Source organism: Candidatus Berkiella aquae (genome assembly GCF_001431295.2).
GTDB lineage: Bacteria > Pseudomonadota > Gammaproteobacteria > Berkiellales > Berkiellaceae > Berkiella > Berkiella aquae.
This window is the reverse complement of sequence record NZ_LKAJ02000001.1, coordinates 3,288,681-3,306,892: the sequence shown is the minus strand read 5'-3', so window position 1 is coordinate 3,306,892 and position 18,212 is coordinate 3,288,681. Positions and strand designations below refer to the sequence as shown.

Sequence of the window (18,212 nt, the reverse complement as noted above, 5' to 3'; positions counted from 1 at the left end):
AGTCGCATATTATGCCCCTCTGGTCAGATAACAATATGATTGAAAATAATCGTGCGGATGTGCACTTTTAAAAGTCATATAAATCCTGGGTGATAATTAAAGGAATCTTCTATGAGTAATACCGGCACATTATTAGGACTTTATGATATAAAAGATCTATTGGCAGGGTACACAAGAGCTTATCTCAATAAAAAAAGACTGCAACGTCATCAACAGTGGGATTTGGGCGCATTCGAAGAAGGTCGGATTCTACGCACAGAAGATGGGTGTATTTTTGCCTTTGTGACTTGTCCTGCGATTACTGATAGTGATGATGCGAGTGCAAGGCAAAGCGTTAGTGCTAATCTACAAGAAGTCTTCCTTAATTTAATCGCTGATTTGATAGCAAAAGAATATCAAGAATTACCCAGCAACAATATTAAAATTGCTTTTGGCATTAATCATCTTAATTCACATTGGACGGGTTTATTAGCGGAGTTTAATGGCTTAGATGCCAATGATTATCAGGCATTATATCAAGCTCATGCGGCACATGCAGCCTTACCAGAAAATCAAGCGCAATACGTCGATGAAAGTGGCAATCCTAAGAGTCACACCATTCAAGTCAATAATGTTAAAAATTTCTTGATAGCTAATTGTGGCATTGTTTTGAAATCTGCCGATCATGGTAACTGGCAACTTCCTTTGCAACCCAATCAAATGTTATTGCGTCATTTAGATTCAATCGGAACGAAAACTGGCTATGCTCAGAATGTGTATGCGGCAAGCAAAGAATTTATGCGAACGCACCGTGGCACTAAATTTCGTTATGAAAGATGCTCTCGTCAATCAGGGAATACCTGTGGAGATTGGACCGTCTTTAATACCTTTACGCGAGGTGTATTAAATGAACGTAAAGAGGCAACTTCAGAAATTTTACGTTCTTTGCATGAAAATTTAACGGCAAGAAATGCGAGTAGTGTCTTGTACACTGAAAATCCAAAGATGCTTAAGCCAACTGCCAGGACACGGATCTGCGTCACCAAAGAAGAGCGTAAAATGGTTTCGCATCAAGATTATCTAGATGAGCTTGAAGCAGCTAAGACCACATTAGGTCAAATCAGAAATATGTTGCCAGAATGGGAAGGGGTTTCACGGATATTATTTGCTTCAACCTTGGCAGGTATTTGTTATATTGGCTTACCATGGTTAATGCCAATAAGCTTTCTTGTTCAATGTGGGATAGCAGGCGTTGCTGGTAGCGCAGGTTTGTTGTGTTTTAATAAACTGGCTCGCTCAATCTTTGGGCAACATAACATTAAAGTTAAATTAGATAGTAGCGCACGACCACTGAAAGTCGCCTATGAAAAATCCGAAGGGCTTACAGCTTGGTTAGGCCTTAGTGCGACGCCTTATCTAAAAACATTAACAGAACTAGAACAAGAGATTGCTTCATTATTACAAAATAAAGAAGCAAATAGCGCAAAACCAGCATCGTCCACGACAAGTGTTGAAAAATGCAACACGCTTTCGCGTTATTATGCTAGGAAGATCGTTACTGGTCATCCAAACTATTTCTATGATGTCGATAGAAGAGCCGTGGACAATGAAAAATATGTGAACGAAAAGCAAGCTAGACGCTTTTTAAGAGCGCGCTAATAGTTAACCTTTTTAAAAATGTGCGGTATGCTATGCTGGTAAATAAATTGTTTATCAGCATTGGACGCACATGCTAATCGATATCTCCCCTCTCAAACATAATCGCGATTTTCGTTATCTCTTTTTTGGGCAGTTCATCTCTTTTTTTGGCACCATGATGACGTTTGTTGCACTTCCGTATCAAGTTTTTCAACTTACGAATTCAACCTTGGCGGTTGGTATGTTAGGGCTGGTAGAATTTGTTCCCTTGTTGATCACCGCTTTTATTGGTGGCGCTCTATCCGATGCCATGGATAGAAGAAAATTATTGATTGGCGCCGAAATTGGCATGGCTCTCGGGATTAGTGTCCTCCTATTCAATTCGTTATTGCCAGCACCTCATGTTTGGCTGATTTTTGTGATCGCCGCATTTCTTTCCGCTTTAAATGGTATTCATCGCCCCTCATTAGATGCGATGGCGCCTCGCTTAGTAAAACATCATGAAATTCAAGCGGCGGCTATTTTAACCACGTTCAAAGCAACGGTTGGTATGATAGGGGGGCCTGCGATAGCGGGTATTTTTATTGCGAACTTTGGTTTGGCATGGACCTATACCCTAGATTTAGCGACCTTTGTTTTCTCCATACTCGCTATTAATTTAATCAAAGCGATGCCGCCGTTGATTGAGAGCCAGAATCCGCTTTCCTTTAAGAGCATCATCGAATCACTACGCTATGCGATGAGTCGACATGAATTATTAGGAACCTATGCGGTCGATTTTGCCGCCATGGTATTTGCGATGCCAAATGCTTTATTTCCGGCGTTGGCTAGTTCACTACACAGCACCAAATGGCTTGGCTGGTTTTATTCGGCACCTGCAATAGGTGCTTTGATTATTACCCTATTTAGTGGTTGGACAAAAAAGATCATGCATCATGGTAGAGCGGTGATTTTCGCTGCTTTGTTGTGGGGTGTCGCTATTATTGGTTTTGGACTCTCAATGAGCCCTTGGTTAATGGTCGCTTTTCTAGTATTGGCAGGTGCTGCAGATTCAGTGAGCGGTATATTTAGAGTCACCATTTGGAATGAAACCATTCCGGATAATATACGTGGCAGAATGGCAAGCTTAGAATTGATAAGCTATATGAGTGGACCTGCTTTGGGGAATGCCCAAGCGGGGTTGATGGCCTCAACCATTGGATTACATCAAGCGATTACCTTAGGTGGGACCTTATGTATCATTGGGGTTATTGCTGCTGCGTTATTGCTGCCAGGATTCTGGAAATATGTCAAAAAGTAAAATGCTTGCACATCTTATTGCATTGTTATGTGCAGTGTTGGGGTTTTATCTTATTTATAAAATCTCATGTCACTTAATTTTGCCTGGGCAAAAATATGTAACGCCGGTTTTATATGCGCGCTGGCTATGGGCAACGAATGATTGGTTTTTTCGTTTACTGATCGTGATGAACTTTTTCATTAAACCGTTTTTTATCTATTATTTAATCTGGAATTTACTCGAACTAAGATTTAGAAAACGTCATTAAATGATCTCCGCTCCAACTTGTTGCTTTGGAATGTCACTTTGCTTATTTGAACAATCATTGCCACAAATTAGAACAAACATAAAAACACCAATCACTAAATCATTTTTATTCGACAAACGATAAGCGATCAGATAAAAAACATATTAATAAGTTGAAAACCAAACTTGTTTTGTTAAGATTGCCCATTCATTTTTTATGATTAATGAGGCAAGTGATGAATGGTTTTAATTGGCGGGAGTTACCGGAGCAAGAAGAAGGTGAGAGCCTTGAAGAACAAGATATTCATGATACGCAGGAGCACGCCCAGATAGAAAATGAAGAAGTTCTTACAACACAAAATTCACAAAGATCAACATCTTTTGCCGGCCACAAGCGTAAATTCAATCAAACAACGAAAGATTCGAATATTCCTTCGTTACCAAAACGAAGAAAATTAAACAATGGAGAGCAGGAACCAGAGCCAACCCAAGATATTGTTACTACTGTAGTAAAAGCAGTGTTACATCCAGTTTCGGCGATATCTAGAATGATTTCATCATGGTTTGAACCCTCACCTACAGAGCAATGGAATGATTTTTATAAATCTTATGAAACTAAATCTGAATCAGAAAAATCGTTAGACGCTAAACTCTGGGAGCTTGTGGAAAAAAAATTATGGTCTGGATTAAATCTGAATATATTTGAATTCCAGCTTGGTGGAAGTCACCTGAGTGAAAAATTACTAAATTTTACCGAAGGCCAAAATTTTCTATTGAATAATATTAATAGAAAAGATAGCGAGGGTAAGACGTTATTTACTTTCTCTGCTATGCGTGATTTGAATTTATTTTAAAAAATGCAGATGCTGCACAATTAGATTTTAATTCAAGAATAAAGACAGGAAGATATCAAGATGACACGATATTTGCCTTTGCTGCAGTTGAAGCGATTAAAGGTGATTCAAAATTCCTTAACTTAATTCTAAAAAAAGCAGATCTTATACAATTAGATTATAATTTAATAATAAATCATGGAAAATTTAAAGGTCACACGATATTAGAAGCTGTAGTAGGCAACGCTCTTAATGGTAATTTAAGACCCTTTGAAATGCTTTTAGAGAAAGCAGGGGCGCGGCTAGATTTAAATTCAATAATAAATCATGGAAAATATAAAGATCACACGATATTAGAAGCTGTAGTAGATAAAGCTTTTAATGGTAATTTAAGACCCTTTGAAATGCTTTTAGAAAAAGCAGGGGCGCAGCTAGATTTAAACTCAATAATAAATCATGGAAGATATAAAGATCACACGATATTAGAAGCTGTAGTAGATGACGCTCTTAATGGTAATTCAAAACTCTTTGAAATAGTTGTAGAGAAAGCATGGGCAAAGATAGATTTAAATGTAATAAATAATGGAAGATATAAAGGCTTCACGATATTTGACATCGCGGTAGAGAGAGTTCTCAATGGTGATTTAAAATTCTTTGAAATTCTTCTGGAGAAAACAGGGGATCTGCTAGATATTAATTCAAAAATGAAAATCTATAAATTGGAAGCCGTTGTTGATAGGGCAATTGATAGGGCATTTGGTGGTAAATCAAGACTTTTTGAAATGATTTTAGAAAAAGCTGGAGAGCAGTTAGATGTAAATTCCATAAGAGAAAAAGGTCCATATAAAGGCTACTCAATACTGGGTGCAATAGCCAAAAGTGCATGTATACGTAGCAATTCCAAATTGCTTGAATTGATTTTAAATAAAATAGATATTTCTAAAATTGATCTAAATGCAAGAGATAAGTTAGGTTATTCTATATTATGGAGGGCTGTGTATCTTGCTCGTAAAGAGAGTCCAAAATTACTCGAACTGATTTTAGCGAAAGCAGATATTTCAACATTAGACTTCAATGCAAGGCACTTAGAAGGATGCTCAGTACTGTGGAAAGTCGCAGAACTTGTTTCGAGATACCCTGAGCTGCTGGGCACAATTTTAGAGAAGGCTCGTCCTTCGATACTTGATTTTAATGTAAAGAATCAACGAAGCAAAATATCCGTTATCGAATTAATTGTTAATGCGGCTAGTAAACAACCAGAACTATTCCCATTGTTGCGCAAAGCGATATTTTGTACTTCTTTATATGGCATTAAGCTGGTAGATTTTCTCAATAACGACGCACTTCAGACATGTTTTACTTCTCTTGAAGAAATAAAGCAGTATTTACATTCAAAGGTTAGTTTTTTAGATGAAATTAAAGCTTGTTCTGCAGTACAAATTGCAGCGCTGAAGTTATTGGAGAATAAAGAAAAAGTTGAAAAATTGAAATCTCAATTAGCTCATGGAAGAGAAGGTGCAATGGAAGATGGTGACGTAAGCTCTGCAAATTATCATTTTACAAATACCGTAAAACCCCATTTTGAAATGCAATTTCTATCGTATAGTGCCACAGAAGATAGGGAAGAATGCCTTTTAAAAATTGAGTGCGAGATCAGAGCTTTAATTTTAGAAGCTATTTTGGAAGAAGCGCAAGAGCAAGGGAACGAAGAAGTTAAGCAATTTATTGAGAAAAATAAGGAACAGTTAATTGAAGGTGAAACAAGTACGATGGGAGCCTCTTGCCAAGTTCTAAAGCTTGCTACACCAGCACACTCAGCATGGCGTTGCTATAATCCATTTGCAAAAGTGGGGAATCCTCATTTCCCCAATTTATTGACGGCTCCCACGAGCAATCGTGAAATTTATACCACTCAAGCTTCCGATCCAACAGGTAACGCAAATCATGCAGAAGATGCCTCTAAGATTGTTAGGGAGAGAGTAGCATATTATTACCTAGCGGTGATGGATAAGCTTGATGGTAACGAAAGTGATAGAAAAAATCGCATAGCGAATTTTATAGGTCTTCTTGCCGAAATCAGAAATACCCATGGTCAAGATGATCCCTCATGTTTTCCCGGTCATTTAACGCGAATTGCGAATATGGGACATTATCATGCTGTGGCGCAAATGCCGGATTCTCGCGATAATATTATACAAGATTATTTCAGAGAAAGGGTTTTAGCCTTGTTTAAAGAGGAAATTGAAAAGCGAAGTTCGCTTAAAGAGAAAAAGAGGTTGCTGAAAGCATTGACTGCATTAACTGAAGAAACAGCGATAGACATTGTCAAGCAACCAGCAAAATATCCTGATAATATGCTAGAAATTCGTCAGCAAGTGATTGCATCTTTAGGTAGCCTAGAAAACGTTGTTGAGAGTGTCAATGCTATTCTTGCAGAGAAGGGCTTGGCATCTATAAAGCAATCTTCACAAAGCGATGGAGAAAGCTTAGATAGAATTAAGGATGAAAGATTAATTGTTTTGAGATATATACTAGATATCGCTAGAGGCCAAACGAATGCCGCGTTGGGACTTTGTTTTGATAAGCTAACAGACAGCGCGCCAAGCGTTGAGGATATTGCATCACTAAATCCTTTTGATGCTATTGTTGAAGAACCTGCGCATCAATTATTTGCTGAATTGTTTGGGTTGTTACTTGAGCATATGCCAACATGTCGGCAAAGTTTGCATCAATCAAAGAATTTGGCGATGTGTCTTCAGGGTAAAATACAGCCACTGTTAGATCCATCAGAAGACAAGCAGGCATTGTTGGAGGAATTTTGTCATCATATTATGCAAGATGTTCAAGATGAAAGAGAAGCAACAGCCGAGATTATTGCAAGTCTTCGCGAAAAAGGATTACTTAGTAAAGATACCGAAATGATGAAGAACCCTTTTGATGATAATGTACAAAGATTCGAAAGACTATTCAGCATGAACCCTAGCATGAGGCAGCATCTTGAAAATGCTCGAAAAAAACAGGGATTGTTCAATGAATTCATGTCAAACGCACAGGTAAATGTAGAGAAAGGTCTCTTGCCAAGAAGCGTATTAAAAGAATTAATTGAGGCAATGGTTATTCAAATGGTGAGCGACAAAGAAGAGATCTTGAATCAAGAGAAATTTCTTGCCGAAAATAAAGATAATCCCCTCTTTGAGAAGGTTAATTTAAACTACATTGTTGGCTTGATTGCTAATGCAGGGCGAGAACCTATGTCCGATGTAAAACAGCAACCTGAAGAAGAAGAGCCGAGCCCAGAGCAGGATAAAGGTAAGCAAAAAATGCGGATGTAATTAGTATTAAAAAGGCGGCAAAAACCGTCCGTGTGCTAAAAAATGACTTATTTGTTGAATGACATTAGGATTATACATCATAAATGAATGACTGGTCCGCAAGATGAGATGATCAGTCATTCGCTCAAGCTTGGTGCTTTCGAACGTTACCTTTCCATCATTTCCAGATGGCAGAATAAAATAACAAATAGGATCAATGTTAAAGCTACCGGCAATGATACCTACTTCACAATGCGAGGGTAATGCAGGATAGGGATGTGATTTAGCATATGTGGTTGTCATCTCTTCAAGCGCGGGTCCATAAAAAGCTCTAAAGAGCTTATAAGCATAAACAAAATCGGCAACCTCTGAACCTTGATTAGGAGGTCCTAACATAATGATGCGCTGCACTTTTTCTAATGGAAGTTTATGTAGCAAGTGCCTAGCAACCAATCCACCCATTGAATGCGTCACAAAATGTATCGTCAAATGTTCAAGCTGCGGATAAGTAAGTATTTGTTGATAAATATTATCAGCAGATGAAACAATTGACTTTTGACGGGAAGGATAATCAATATTGAGCGTTTGATATTGCTGTTTTCGTAGAGTCTTTTCAATACGGCGCATTGAATGCGAAGTTCTGCCAATACCATGTAATAAAACAACCAATTCGTTATGAAGGGAATTCATGTCAAATATTCACATCAGCTTTAAAATTTCAGAAACGGACAGCGGTGGGTACCAATAGAATCCTTGGCCATAGTGTGCACCAGAAGCAAGTATTTTATCAGCTTGAGATTTAGTTTCAACACCCTCCACCACGATTTTAGCGTGCAGCGTCTTACCAATTGTAATCAATTGACTTAGTAAGGTGGAAACCGGCCCTTCATGCATTGCCCAATCGACAAAGGCTTTATCGATCTTAACAATGTCTGGCGTGAGTTCTTGTAAATAGCGCACATTGGAAGCACCTGAGCCAAAATCATCGATGCTCAAACGATGTCCAGCTGTCCGTAATGCTTTAAGGTATTGACTTGTTTGGGGATTAACCGCAACACGCTCTGTAAGCTCTATCATAATTTGTGAAGATTGTAGATGTGATGAACGCAGCGCCTTCTCAAGATATTCAATCGTGTCTTCATCGATATCAGCTGCAGACAAATTAATAGCAAGATAGGCATCCGTAAATCGAGGAAGTATTTGTAAATAACCTTCAAAGGCAAGACTAATAACCGTTCGGGTTAATTCACTAATTAATTGATAACGCTCGCATAAGCTAACAATGGTATCAGCTGAAATATCCAGCCCCGTGAGAGATTGATATCTCACTAAAGCTTCAAACCCCACAATATGATTTGAATCATGTATATTCACGAGTGGTTGATAAACCACTGTCACCTTTTGATTTTTGATAGCATTTTCAAGTTCTTCAACCGTGATTTCGGGGTGCATAAAGCCTGAATAATTTTTAGGGATATACATTATGTTCGGCAAAGCTCTATTTTTCAAAACGTGTAGATACTTTCGGAACCAATTTAACAATAAGTATTCTAAATAGAATAGATAGACAAATTGATAGGTAATACCGTATGTCACTTGATGCACCATCCCAATATACCCTCAATTTGAAAGCAATAAGCGAAGCTGATGCAATATCGCGCTTTGTGCAGCAGGCAAAAGAGAGCGGATCAACCCAAATTGTGCTTGAAAACATGGGAGATCTTTCACCTGATTTACAAACGCACTTAATGAATGAATTAGAAAATAAGCTTGCGCAAGCGATCTCTTTTAAAGTAGTGGAACATGAAGAGCGTCCATTAATGCAGGGAGAATTCCAGCAACGCCTGGTTGAGATTGAGCTCCGAAATAAATTATTAGCATTATATGGCATACAAAAAGTAGAACATGAAAATTTATGGCATGCCTTGATAGCCGCGCATTTATATAGTGACATCCATGCCAGAGGTCGCTATCAACTGACTAAAAAAATGGATACCAGAGAAAAAACGCAAGAATTGGCCCAATTGACGGGTCAATTAGAAGGTACTTGGTTTAGACATTTATTTTCCTACTTGCAAAAAAATGGCGATAGTTTTGCAGCAACCAGTTTTCCTTATCGTGAGTTAACACCTGGTTTAATGTCAATGGATCCTTATCATCCCGTTGCCCAATTAAAGGAAATGAATCGTTATCTATCTCAAGATGGCGTTTATATGCCATTTAAAACAATTTCAATAGAATATACGGCATTTGAAGGTGCTGGCAAAGACGTTGATTTAGTGACTGAAACGTTAAAATTGGTCCAGAATAATATGAAAGAAGGAAGCCCTATTGAAAAAATAGCGTTTTATCACATTGGCAGAAATGATGTCGCGAAAGATGAACAAGATGCGATTAATGATCTGCTTGATAAACTGCTTGAAAAGCTACAAAAAGATAATACGGATAACGTATCAGCAAAAATCATCACGCAATTTGTATTTGATGGGATGAATTTAAGCAAAGAAGAAAAACTTAAAGTAAAAGAAATTCAAAACCTGATTGCCGTTAATGTTAGGAATCATCATAAACTTGAACGAGCAGGACACGTTAAACAAGAGCAACGTATTGCGCCAGCTAGACAAGTGCAGCAAAAAGCAATCGATCCCAATACGATTAGAGCCTGCAAACGTAATCCAAAGGAGGTTTTAGCAGGACTTGATGTTGAAATTCAAATGCAACAACAACAAGAGCAGCAGCAACAACAGCAAGAACAGCAGCAAATGCAGATGATGCAAAGTCGACAGGCATTGCTGGATGAATTGCTGCAGCGAAAATCAGGACAGGGGAATTTTGAAGAGGCAGATAAGTCACAATATCTAAATTTAGAGCAATTTATTGCGCTGTATGAAAAAAGCAACAAAGTCGCAAATATGGGTGGGGCATATCGTGGTGAAAATTCTAACATCCTTGAGAAGCTTTGGCGTAATTTTACCGGTAGTTCAGAATCTTTTCCTGGTAAAATTGGAGGAATTACCAAAGCGATGGCTGAAATTCTGATTTCATACCCTGATATTCTTTCAGATGGGATTAATCAACATAATATACCGCCAGGCTTTGTGATCAAACAAAACAAAGACAATCCTGATGAATTGTTAATCGATTATGACCCCGTTAGAGCAAAATTAGATACAAGAAATGTGAATGATCTTCAAGTGAAGTTTTTACCGAAAACGGCAGGTGCCCGCATTGATTTGCAAGGCGATCATCGACAGTTTAGTTTATCTGAAGAAGATTATAAATTATTAACAGACGTCTATGTTCACAATAGCATTGATATCCGCGATCGTATCATTTCAAAATTGCCGCCACAATATGCTGCTGAATATGAAAAATTCAAGACTAGAAATCAAGTTGCGTTGCTTGTTGAGTATGTTAAAAATAGATCCATTGAAGATTTAGAAGAACTATTAGAAAATATTAAAACGAAAGGAGAAGATTACTTAAAAGAAGCCGCAGCCAAAGTAACCATCAGTGACAAAGATTATACAGAGTTTGTCGATAATCTCATTGCACAATCAAAATTAGCTACCTTTCATCAATTATTGCAGCAGGAAGATGCTGCATTAGGTCCCATCATCACTGAACAATATAGTGATTTATTTAAATTATTTAATTCCGACAGAAGCATTGTTGGCCTCACTTTAATTGTACATCAAGAAGGTGCACAAGGGGTTAAAATATTCTTAGACAAGCTCGATGCGATTAGAAAAAATCAAGGCAATGAAGCATTGCAAGGTTTTCTTAAGCTGTTTGTCAACAACGACATTAACTCAGCTGTTAATTTAATGAAAACCGAAGAATTAGTCGCACTTGATTATATCGCAGGACTGAGTAAAGGACAGTATGCTTGGTGGGAGTCTCTGCTTAGTCAACAAGCGAAATATGATGAAAATATTAATCTTGTTGATGTTGCTAAAGGGTTCAAGAAATTTCTAGATAAATTGGCTGAAATTGATCCTGCCTTACCGTTAAAGCTAACTGAACCCTGTCCTATCCAGAATGCTAAAAATATGAAAGCAGCCTGCGATCGAATATGGTTTATTCTTAATAATGCCGTTGATCCAAAAGAGCAATTTGATCATTTAGAGGGATTGCCACTAGGTCCGCTCGATGCTTATGCCGCAATGCGAGATCAAGAATATTTCTTTGTTTCGCAAGAGATGAACCTGCAAGCGCAGAGTGAGTTTTTAGGTTCAGAAGCCTTTTTATCGTTGGATCCAAACCAGCAAAACAGAGCGCCTTACAGTGTCAATTTAAGTGAGTTCATTTACGCTAATCGTGTTGGTAGCGATTATGAAGAGTGTCGAACGCAATATTACCGTTTGCTGGCTAAGCAACCTTTTCTAGATAATTATGATAAATATTTGAAAGTAATGGGGTTGGTCGACCAAGCTTATGAAAAGTGGAAAGGGAATATTTCTGAAAAAGCAGCAAAACTACTAGGACAAGAAAGCGCACAAGTTGCGGTGCCGGATCCTCGTGTTGCATTAGCCTTAATAGCCTATGCCACCAGTCATAAAGAGGCAATGGGCACCATAGAACCGAAAGCGGTTGATAAACTATTTAGTGAATTGGCGAAAATAGAGGCTTGGAAAAAACTATCAAAAGACGCAACTTATCAACGATTATTATCCTACCTTAATTTGGGTGGTGACCCCCCTAAATCTCCTGGGGTCATAACAGCGCCAACGCTAAGTCAACTATCCTCTCTTGTGCGCTTTCATCATGAGTTGGGTAAGGATCATCCCTTTAATAAACCTGTCAAGGATCTTAAGTCTGTTGATGTTGAGTCGTATTTGTCTCTTTCCGGTAAGCATTTCTTTGCCGTATTAGATGATGTTGCTAAAGCCAATGAAAAAGGCTTGGCTGCATTAAGTTCGCAAGCGATTGCTGATTCGCTTAAAGAGATTAGCGAATATGATGATTTAAAAGGCGAACCACAAAATGAGCTGCGTGAAATATTGTTAAAAGTCGTTGGCAAATTATCAAATGCTCATTATAACGATGAAAATAGATTAAAATTGCTGACTCAATGCAGTCAATTTCTGAAAAATGATAAAGATAAAGCAAAACTCATGCAAGTGATGGAAGTATTATCTGGCATTGATGTTGCACATCAGAGTACAACGCAGCTAGCCAATATAGAACAACTGATGCATGTGATTGATGCAGCAATGCAATCGCCAAGCGATAGCCCTAATGAATTGATGCGTTTGATTAGTACGCAAGAAGGATTTGATAAGTGCTTTTTTGGTAATCAGCCATTAAGTGATTTTGATCCAGAAAGCATCGCTGCCTTTTTAAAAGAAAATGAAGCGCAAATCAGAGAACAATTAGGTGGCTATATTGTTTTTGAAGATGCAGATTTCACTGATCCAAAACATTTTATTCAGAAGTTGAAAGATTTTGAAGACAAAATCCCAGCAATTATATTAAAGCCATTATTGAATCAAGCCTTTAATATGGTCAAAGGAAGCCATGAAGCCCTTATTATGCAAAAATTGCAACAGCAATTTTGGGCAGCCAATGATACCCTTCGTAAAGAAGAATCGGAGCTATTTATTAACAGGTTATTACCTATTAATAAACCTGATGATTTAACCAAAATGCTTGCCTTGACAGATACGCTAACGGCCAGAGTCGATGATATCGACAAAATGATAACGACACTGATGAGTGTGAAAGCACGTTCAATTGATGATTATAAAAAATTACTTTCGACTTTGAATAATTTTCCTGGCGTATCACAGATCCCAATTGAGACCTTAAATGAAGTGATTGGGCAGATGAATCGCTTTCATAAAGGGAAGTTTCCGGTCGAAATATTAACTACGATTGTTGAGAATACTCAAGTCAAGAAAGGGCTTGTCGCGGACTGGGAAGTAACCAAGCGCTGGATGTTACCGCTGGTCAGAGAAAAATCGGTCAACTTAAAAGAAGTATCAGGGATGATTGATTTAGGACTTAATTTAAGCGCTAAAAATGTTAGTGTAGATAACATTGTTAAATTAAATGAGTTTCTGATAAAGCAAGCCGATACAAGAAAAGATTTTATTGAAATTTTTCAGGCCATCGAAAAAGATCCACAATTTGCGAATCAATATTCACAAATTATTAGTAACACTTTAAAGCTGTTTGAATATCTTGATAAGCAAAATAACAGCCGTGAACTCAAACGTGATTTTATCAATGCGTTTGGTAAAGCGCCACATCTGTTTGCTGAAGCCATTAAGCAAATTTCTAACAGTCAACTCGATGATTCAAGTAAAGCTCAACTGATCATCATTTTAAGTCGAAGAACAGAAGCATTTACGGATGATGAATTAAAGCAAATGAGGACCCAAAAAGAAAAAGCATCTAAAGCTGAACAAGCGGATATTAAGCAGAAGGAAGTAAAAGAGATTACCGATTTAGTGGCTGCATTGTCACAAAAAAGCCCCGCATTTTTACAAGCATTAGCACAATTTGATCCGGATATTGGCTTTCCTAAAGCAGAAGATATTATCGCACACCAAAAAGATAATATTGATGATCTGATAGAAAAAATTGTTGCTCAAAAGCAAGCTGCCAGAGAAAAGAACTTAGCAAAACAATTTGACACTGCTGAAGTATCAAGAATTTTAGAAGGGATGCAAAATTTAGCAACCAATAATGGATTAAGTTATGCACAACGTGAAAGATTACAGCACGATTTCTATTTTGTGAATGCCATAGGGCACAGCCATAGTGTTAGTACTAACCCCTCTGATCCTCAAGCTAAACGCGCGATTATTAAGGATATGTCAAAACAAGAGATCCAGCAGCTTTTAGGCTACTATCAAAAATTGGTCAGAGATCCTAATGTCACAGAAGAAAGCAAACGTCAAGGGCGTCTAATTTACTTAGCTTTATTAAGAGAAGTGATGTATCGCACCACAGGGCGAGTTCCCTTCTCTACGCAAATATTGAGCGTTTTAAATGCCATGCATCAAAATGGTAATAATATTGCGGAAATTCAAACAGGGCAAGGAAAATCATTAACTTCTGCGCTCTTTGCTGGCATGTTACATTTAGATGGGCAAACGGTTGATATCTGTACTTCCAACATGCAATTGGCACGTGAAGGGTTAGCAGAGAATAAAAAGTTTTATGAATATTTAGGTGTTAAATTTACTGCAATTGATAGTTCCTCACGCCTTGATGATTATAGCGAAGGAGGTATTCATTATTCCGATGTTGCTCAGCTTTCCTTATTTCGTTCGCGATCGCAAATTGAAGGCGGACGAGAACCAACGAAAGCTTCATTAGTATTAGATGAAGCAGATTATACCCTGTTAGATGATAGCACCCAATATCGTTATGCAGTTAATTTGGATGATGTAGGTGATCCCTTCTATAACCCAATGGAATTTGCTTATGCTTTAATAAATGAATTTATTGAAACAGATGAATTTAAAAATCCTAATGCTAGCAGTGAAGATGACACTCGCAATTTGAGGCAGTATTTAATAAAGCATGCCAAAGGTGCGCAAAAAGATTTAGCTAAAGATCCGCAAATGATATCTAACAAGCAATTAGATATCTGGATTGATTCAGCGGTTGCGGCAAAAGAGCTCTATACACAACGTGATAAGCGCTGGGTGCTAAGTGAGGAAACACGTTTTGACGAAAAAATCTCTGTTGCTAGATTAATTATTAATGATCGCATTAGCCCTGATGCACAATGGAGTAATGGTGTGCAACAATTCTTGCATGCAAGAATTAATGAAGACGATGCGATTAAAAATGGACAAAAAGCGAAATGTACCTTAGATCCTGAGAAATCTGCTGTAGCTTCATCAACCAGTAAAAATTTCTTAGATTATTATAATAAGAAAAACGGTGTTGTTTGGGGTATGACAGGTACGATAGGTTCAATAGAGGAAAAAAATGAGCATCAAGAAAAGTTTGGATTTAAGCTAACGGGCATTCCACCTCATCAAATGCAAAAGCGCATTGATCGTGAGCCTATCCTTGTTGAAACCGATGAGAAGCATCAGAAGAAGATTTTTGATGAAGTACTTAAACGCTTACGTCAAAACGACAAAATGCCAACATTGATCATTTGTAAAGATGCGATTACCTCAAAAGCCTTAGCAAAATATATTGAAGAACAGCTCCAAAAAGAAAAGAAAGTACATCCCATCGCACTACAACTTTACAACGGGATTGATAATGAAAGAGTTGATTTCAATGGTAAAACGGCAAATCGTTCAAGTATTGCCAATGAAAGTGAAGCTACTTCGCAAGCGGGAATGCAAGGTACGATTACCATTTCGACGCCGATGTTTGGACGTGGCACCGATTTCAAGCCAAGAATGAAAACCAAAGAAGGTTTAGAAGCGGCTCATCCCAAGGGACTATTTGTGGTGCAATCCTATCTAGATAGCGAGAGAACATCACGACAAATTGTGGGTAGAGGAGGGCGACAAGGATGGGAAGGTGAGTCAATGACTATTATTAGCAAGGAGTCATTACTATTAGATCTTGCGAGTACGGATAAAAATGCTGCGCAAATTAATCAAAAATTACTCCAAGATAGAATGGATGATGTTAGACTTTACCGCAATATGACAGCAAAACAACAAAGATTGTATTCAGAAGGTTATGGGGATGTTAGAAATCAGTTTTTCTCGATGATGATTGAAATGTTGGAAAAAATACCTGAATTTTGTGGAGAAAAGGAACGGCTTTATAACGAAGAAATGCAAAAGCCAGAGGGTGAACGCAATTTAGATGGGTTGTCGATTCCTGAACCAACGAAAATGAGAAAGGCATTGCTAAAAGACTGGGAACAATTCTTAAATGAATCCGATATTGCATGGAAGAAGCAGCTTAATCAATCTCCTAAACCGAGCTTAGAAGTCGCATTACAGGGTTTAACCAAACAAGCGATGAATGAATGGAATAAGCTTGTCACGGATCCCAATCATCGTCAATTAGGCGATTATCAACTCAGTAAAGAAGCAGGTGAACGAATTGTTGCCAATGTACTTACACGACCTGATAAGGTGGCAAAAGAAGCTGTGGTTGAAAGCTATCGCAAACTACCCCTTGCGATTAATATTCACAAAGCCTACTGCGATAATTTAAATTTGGTTGATACGCCTGATATCCATAGTTTAAAAACGGCATATCACTCTGAAATGGATAGTATGTATCAAAGGTTAAAAGAAATTGTTTCACATGAAAAACCAAAATCAGTGAAGTTAACCAGTGATTGGGAAAAGACAACCGATTATAATGCAAAATATCGATTATTAAATGAGTTATTACTGAAAGCGCAAACGAACAGTCGCAAGGAACATTCACATCAAGAATTAACACAATTGATGACGCAGACGGTAGCCATTATCAACTGGATGGAAAAATATCCGAGCCTCGAATCGGATGTTAAACAGCTTAAGCAAATGCTCTTACAAGCACATGTCAATTATCGCAAAGAATTAGACCGAACTTCACCGTTCAAATTGTTACAACATGATAGAGAAATGCAAGTATATTCAGCAAAGGGGTATTACCCAACCTCACACAGCTATAATCAATTGATGAAGCGAGACTTATCTGCTTGGCATAATATTAAAAATAATTCGCTGTCACAGTTGAAAGAATATAAAAAATCTGCTTTAACTTCAAAAGCTCGTGATAGACAAGTGGACGAAATCATTAAATATTTAAATAATAGTCAAACTTATGATGCACAAGGATTGTATAAACAATTGTTTGAGGCAAGAAAACAAGCCTATCAAGATGATGCAAAAATGAGCATCAAAAAAAGGCTGTTCAAAAATAAAATTAATTTTGGCAATCGCTTTCATAAGATGATAGATGATATCCAAGCAAGAGTCGTGGCGAATACGAATTCATTACAAGAATTAGAAGCGATTCATAAACTTGAAATCCAAGACATTCGATTACTGCTTCAAGCAGTTAATGCAAAGTATAATAATCCTGGCATGAATGATTTAGTAAATAATGTTAAAGTACAACTGGGCCATGGTGACACTCAAGCCGCATTAAAATCATTAGAAGCGCTCAAATTCGAATTAAAAGACGATAGTCGTCTTTCAAAAAATTTGCAAGATAAAATGCTCTCTCTTGATGAGATTCATCTGCGAGAGCAACGTTTGCATTTATTAGCAGAATCAGCTAAATCTACACTCAATAATGAGCCATCTCCAATAGTGACACCATGGGTAAAAGGTGTCATTCCTAAGGAACACGAAACAGTTAGCCCTCCAGAAACCACGGTATCTGAAGCTATTGTAATTCCCGAAACTACCGTCATTCCCGATGCTTCACAAACCGATCTCTTCTCTTTCTTAGATGATCTATTATTGCCAGAAACACCTCGTGAGAAACTAAGCGAAAACGGTGTATTAAAAGCCAAAACTGAGCTTAATACGGATAATTTTCCTCCTTTACCTCCTATTCCAACGAATACTGTTTTGCCACAACAACCTTCTGATAGCTCACAGAGCATGAAGGGAAAGCCACAAGCCCTAGTTGATTTATTGGTCAGCAAAATTGACCAAGCAAAGAAAGGTGATGTCAAGGTTGATTTTCACTTTGAAAATATGAAACGCTTGTTAATCAGTATTGATAAACGTTCAAGTGTGAAAGGGAATAATGAGCAACAAAGGCATCTTCAAATCCATGAAATGCTAGAAAGCTACAGCAAGGATACGAAGGTGCATTCTGATGTGAGAACATTGGCCCAAGCCTTGATAAAAGATGTCCAACAGCATTCCAGAAAGTCCTTTATTCAATCCTTCCATGATCCTTATCGCAGTGCTAAGAAAGAGAATATGAGCCCCATTGAGCCGCAGGAGAGTGTTCGTCCAAAAAGTGGCCCTAAACAATGAA

General features: G+C 37.8%; 8 protein-coding genes. 6 read left to right on the top strand and 2 right to left on the bottom strand.

All coding sequences use genetic code 11. The features are described from left to right. Positions 1-111 precede the first annotated feature (111 nt). The 5 genes from HT99x_RS14560 (at position 112) to HT99x_RS14540 (ending at position 7,307) form a co-directional block, all read left to right on the top strand. Positions 112-1,638, top strand: a complete 1,527-nt coding sequence (locus tag HT99x_RS14560; protein ID WP_075065203.1) for a hypothetical protein — start codon at positions 112-114, stop codon at positions 1,636-1,638. A 70-nt stretch (positions 1,639-1,708) separates the two neighbouring features. Then, on the top strand, positions 1,709-2,917 hold the full coding sequence (locus HT99x_RS14555) for an MFS transporter (RefSeq protein WP_075065204.1): 1,209 nt from the start codon (positions 1,709-1,711) through the stop codon (positions 2,915-2,917). Continuing rightward, on the top strand, positions 2,904-3,164 hold the full coding sequence (locus HT99x_RS14550; RefSeq protein ID WP_075065205.1) for a hypothetical protein: 261 nt from the start codon (positions 2,904-2,906) through the stop codon (positions 3,162-3,164). The genes HT99x_RS14555 and HT99x_RS14550 overlap by 14 nt, the downstream gene beginning before the upstream one ends. 214 nt (positions 3,165-3,378) lie before the next feature. Beyond that, the gene (locus HT99x_RS14545; protein WP_075065206.1) at positions 3,379-3,996 is read left to right on the top strand and encodes a hypothetical protein; all 618 of its coding nucleotides are present in this window, start codon (positions 3,379-3,381) and stop codon (positions 3,994-3,996) included. A gap of 254 nt (positions 3,997-4,250) precedes the next feature. Further along, entirely contained in the window at positions 4,251-7,307 is a 3,057-nt protein-coding gene (locus HT99x_RS14540) for a hypothetical protein (RefSeq protein WP_075065207.1), read from the top strand. Positions 7,308-7,313: 6 nt separating this feature from the next. Here the strand turns inward: HT99x_RS14540 and HT99x_RS14535 are convergent, their stop codons facing one another. Continuing rightward, on the bottom strand, positions 7,314-7,976 hold the full coding sequence (locus tag HT99x_RS14535) for an alpha/beta fold hydrolase (protein ID WP_075065208.1): 663 nt from the start codon (positions 7,974-7,976) through the stop codon (positions 7,314-7,316). A 9-nt stretch (positions 7,977-7,985) separates the two neighbouring features. Beyond that, positions 7,986-8,882 carry an EAL domain-containing protein gene (locus HT99x_RS14530; RefSeq protein WP_158003350.1) on the bottom strand — a complete coding sequence of 299 codons (897 nt, stop codon included), beginning with the start codon at positions 8,880-8,882 and terminating at the stop codon, positions 7,986-7,988. On the opposite strand from HT99x_RS14530, the gene HT99x_RS14525 reads away from it, so the two are divergent. Then, entirely contained in the window at positions 8,876-18,211 is a 9,336-nt protein-coding gene (locus HT99x_RS14525; protein WP_075065210.1) for a preprotein translocase subunit SecA, read from the top strand. The two genes, HT99x_RS14530 and HT99x_RS14525, sit on opposite strands and share 7 nt — an antisense overlap. Position 18,212: the final 1 nt, after the last annotated feature.

What these genes read in the sequence shown, in the direction of transcription:
- HT99x_RS14545 (WP_075065206.1), top strand. Translation starts at nt 3,379, where the DNA reads ATGAATGGTTTTAATTGGCGGGAGTTACCGGAGCAAGAAGAAGGTGAG.
- HT99x_RS14540 (WP_075065207.1), top strand. Translation starts at nt 4,251, where the DNA reads ATGCTTTTAGAGAAAGCAGGGGCGCGGCTAGATTTAAATTCAATAATA.
- HT99x_RS14550 (WP_075065205.1), top strand. Translation starts at nt 2,904, where the DNA reads ATGTCAAAAAGTAAAATGCTTGCACATCTTATTGCATTGTTATGTGCA.
- HT99x_RS14525 (WP_075065210.1), top strand. Translation starts at nt 8,876, where the DNA reads ATGTCACTTGATGCACCATCCCAATATACCCTCAATTTGAAAGCAATA.
- HT99x_RS14555 (WP_075065204.1), top strand. Translation starts at nt 1,709, where the DNA reads ATGCTAATCGATATCTCCCCTCTCAAACATAATCGCGATTTTCGTTAT.
- HT99x_RS14560 (WP_075065203.1), top strand. Translation starts at nt 112, where the DNA reads ATGAGTAATACCGGCACATTATTAGGACTTTATGATATAAAAGATCTA.
- HT99x_RS14535 (WP_075065208.1), bottom strand. Translation starts at nt 7,976, where the DNA reads ATGAATTCCCTTCATAACGAATTGGTTGTTTTATTACATGGTATTGGC.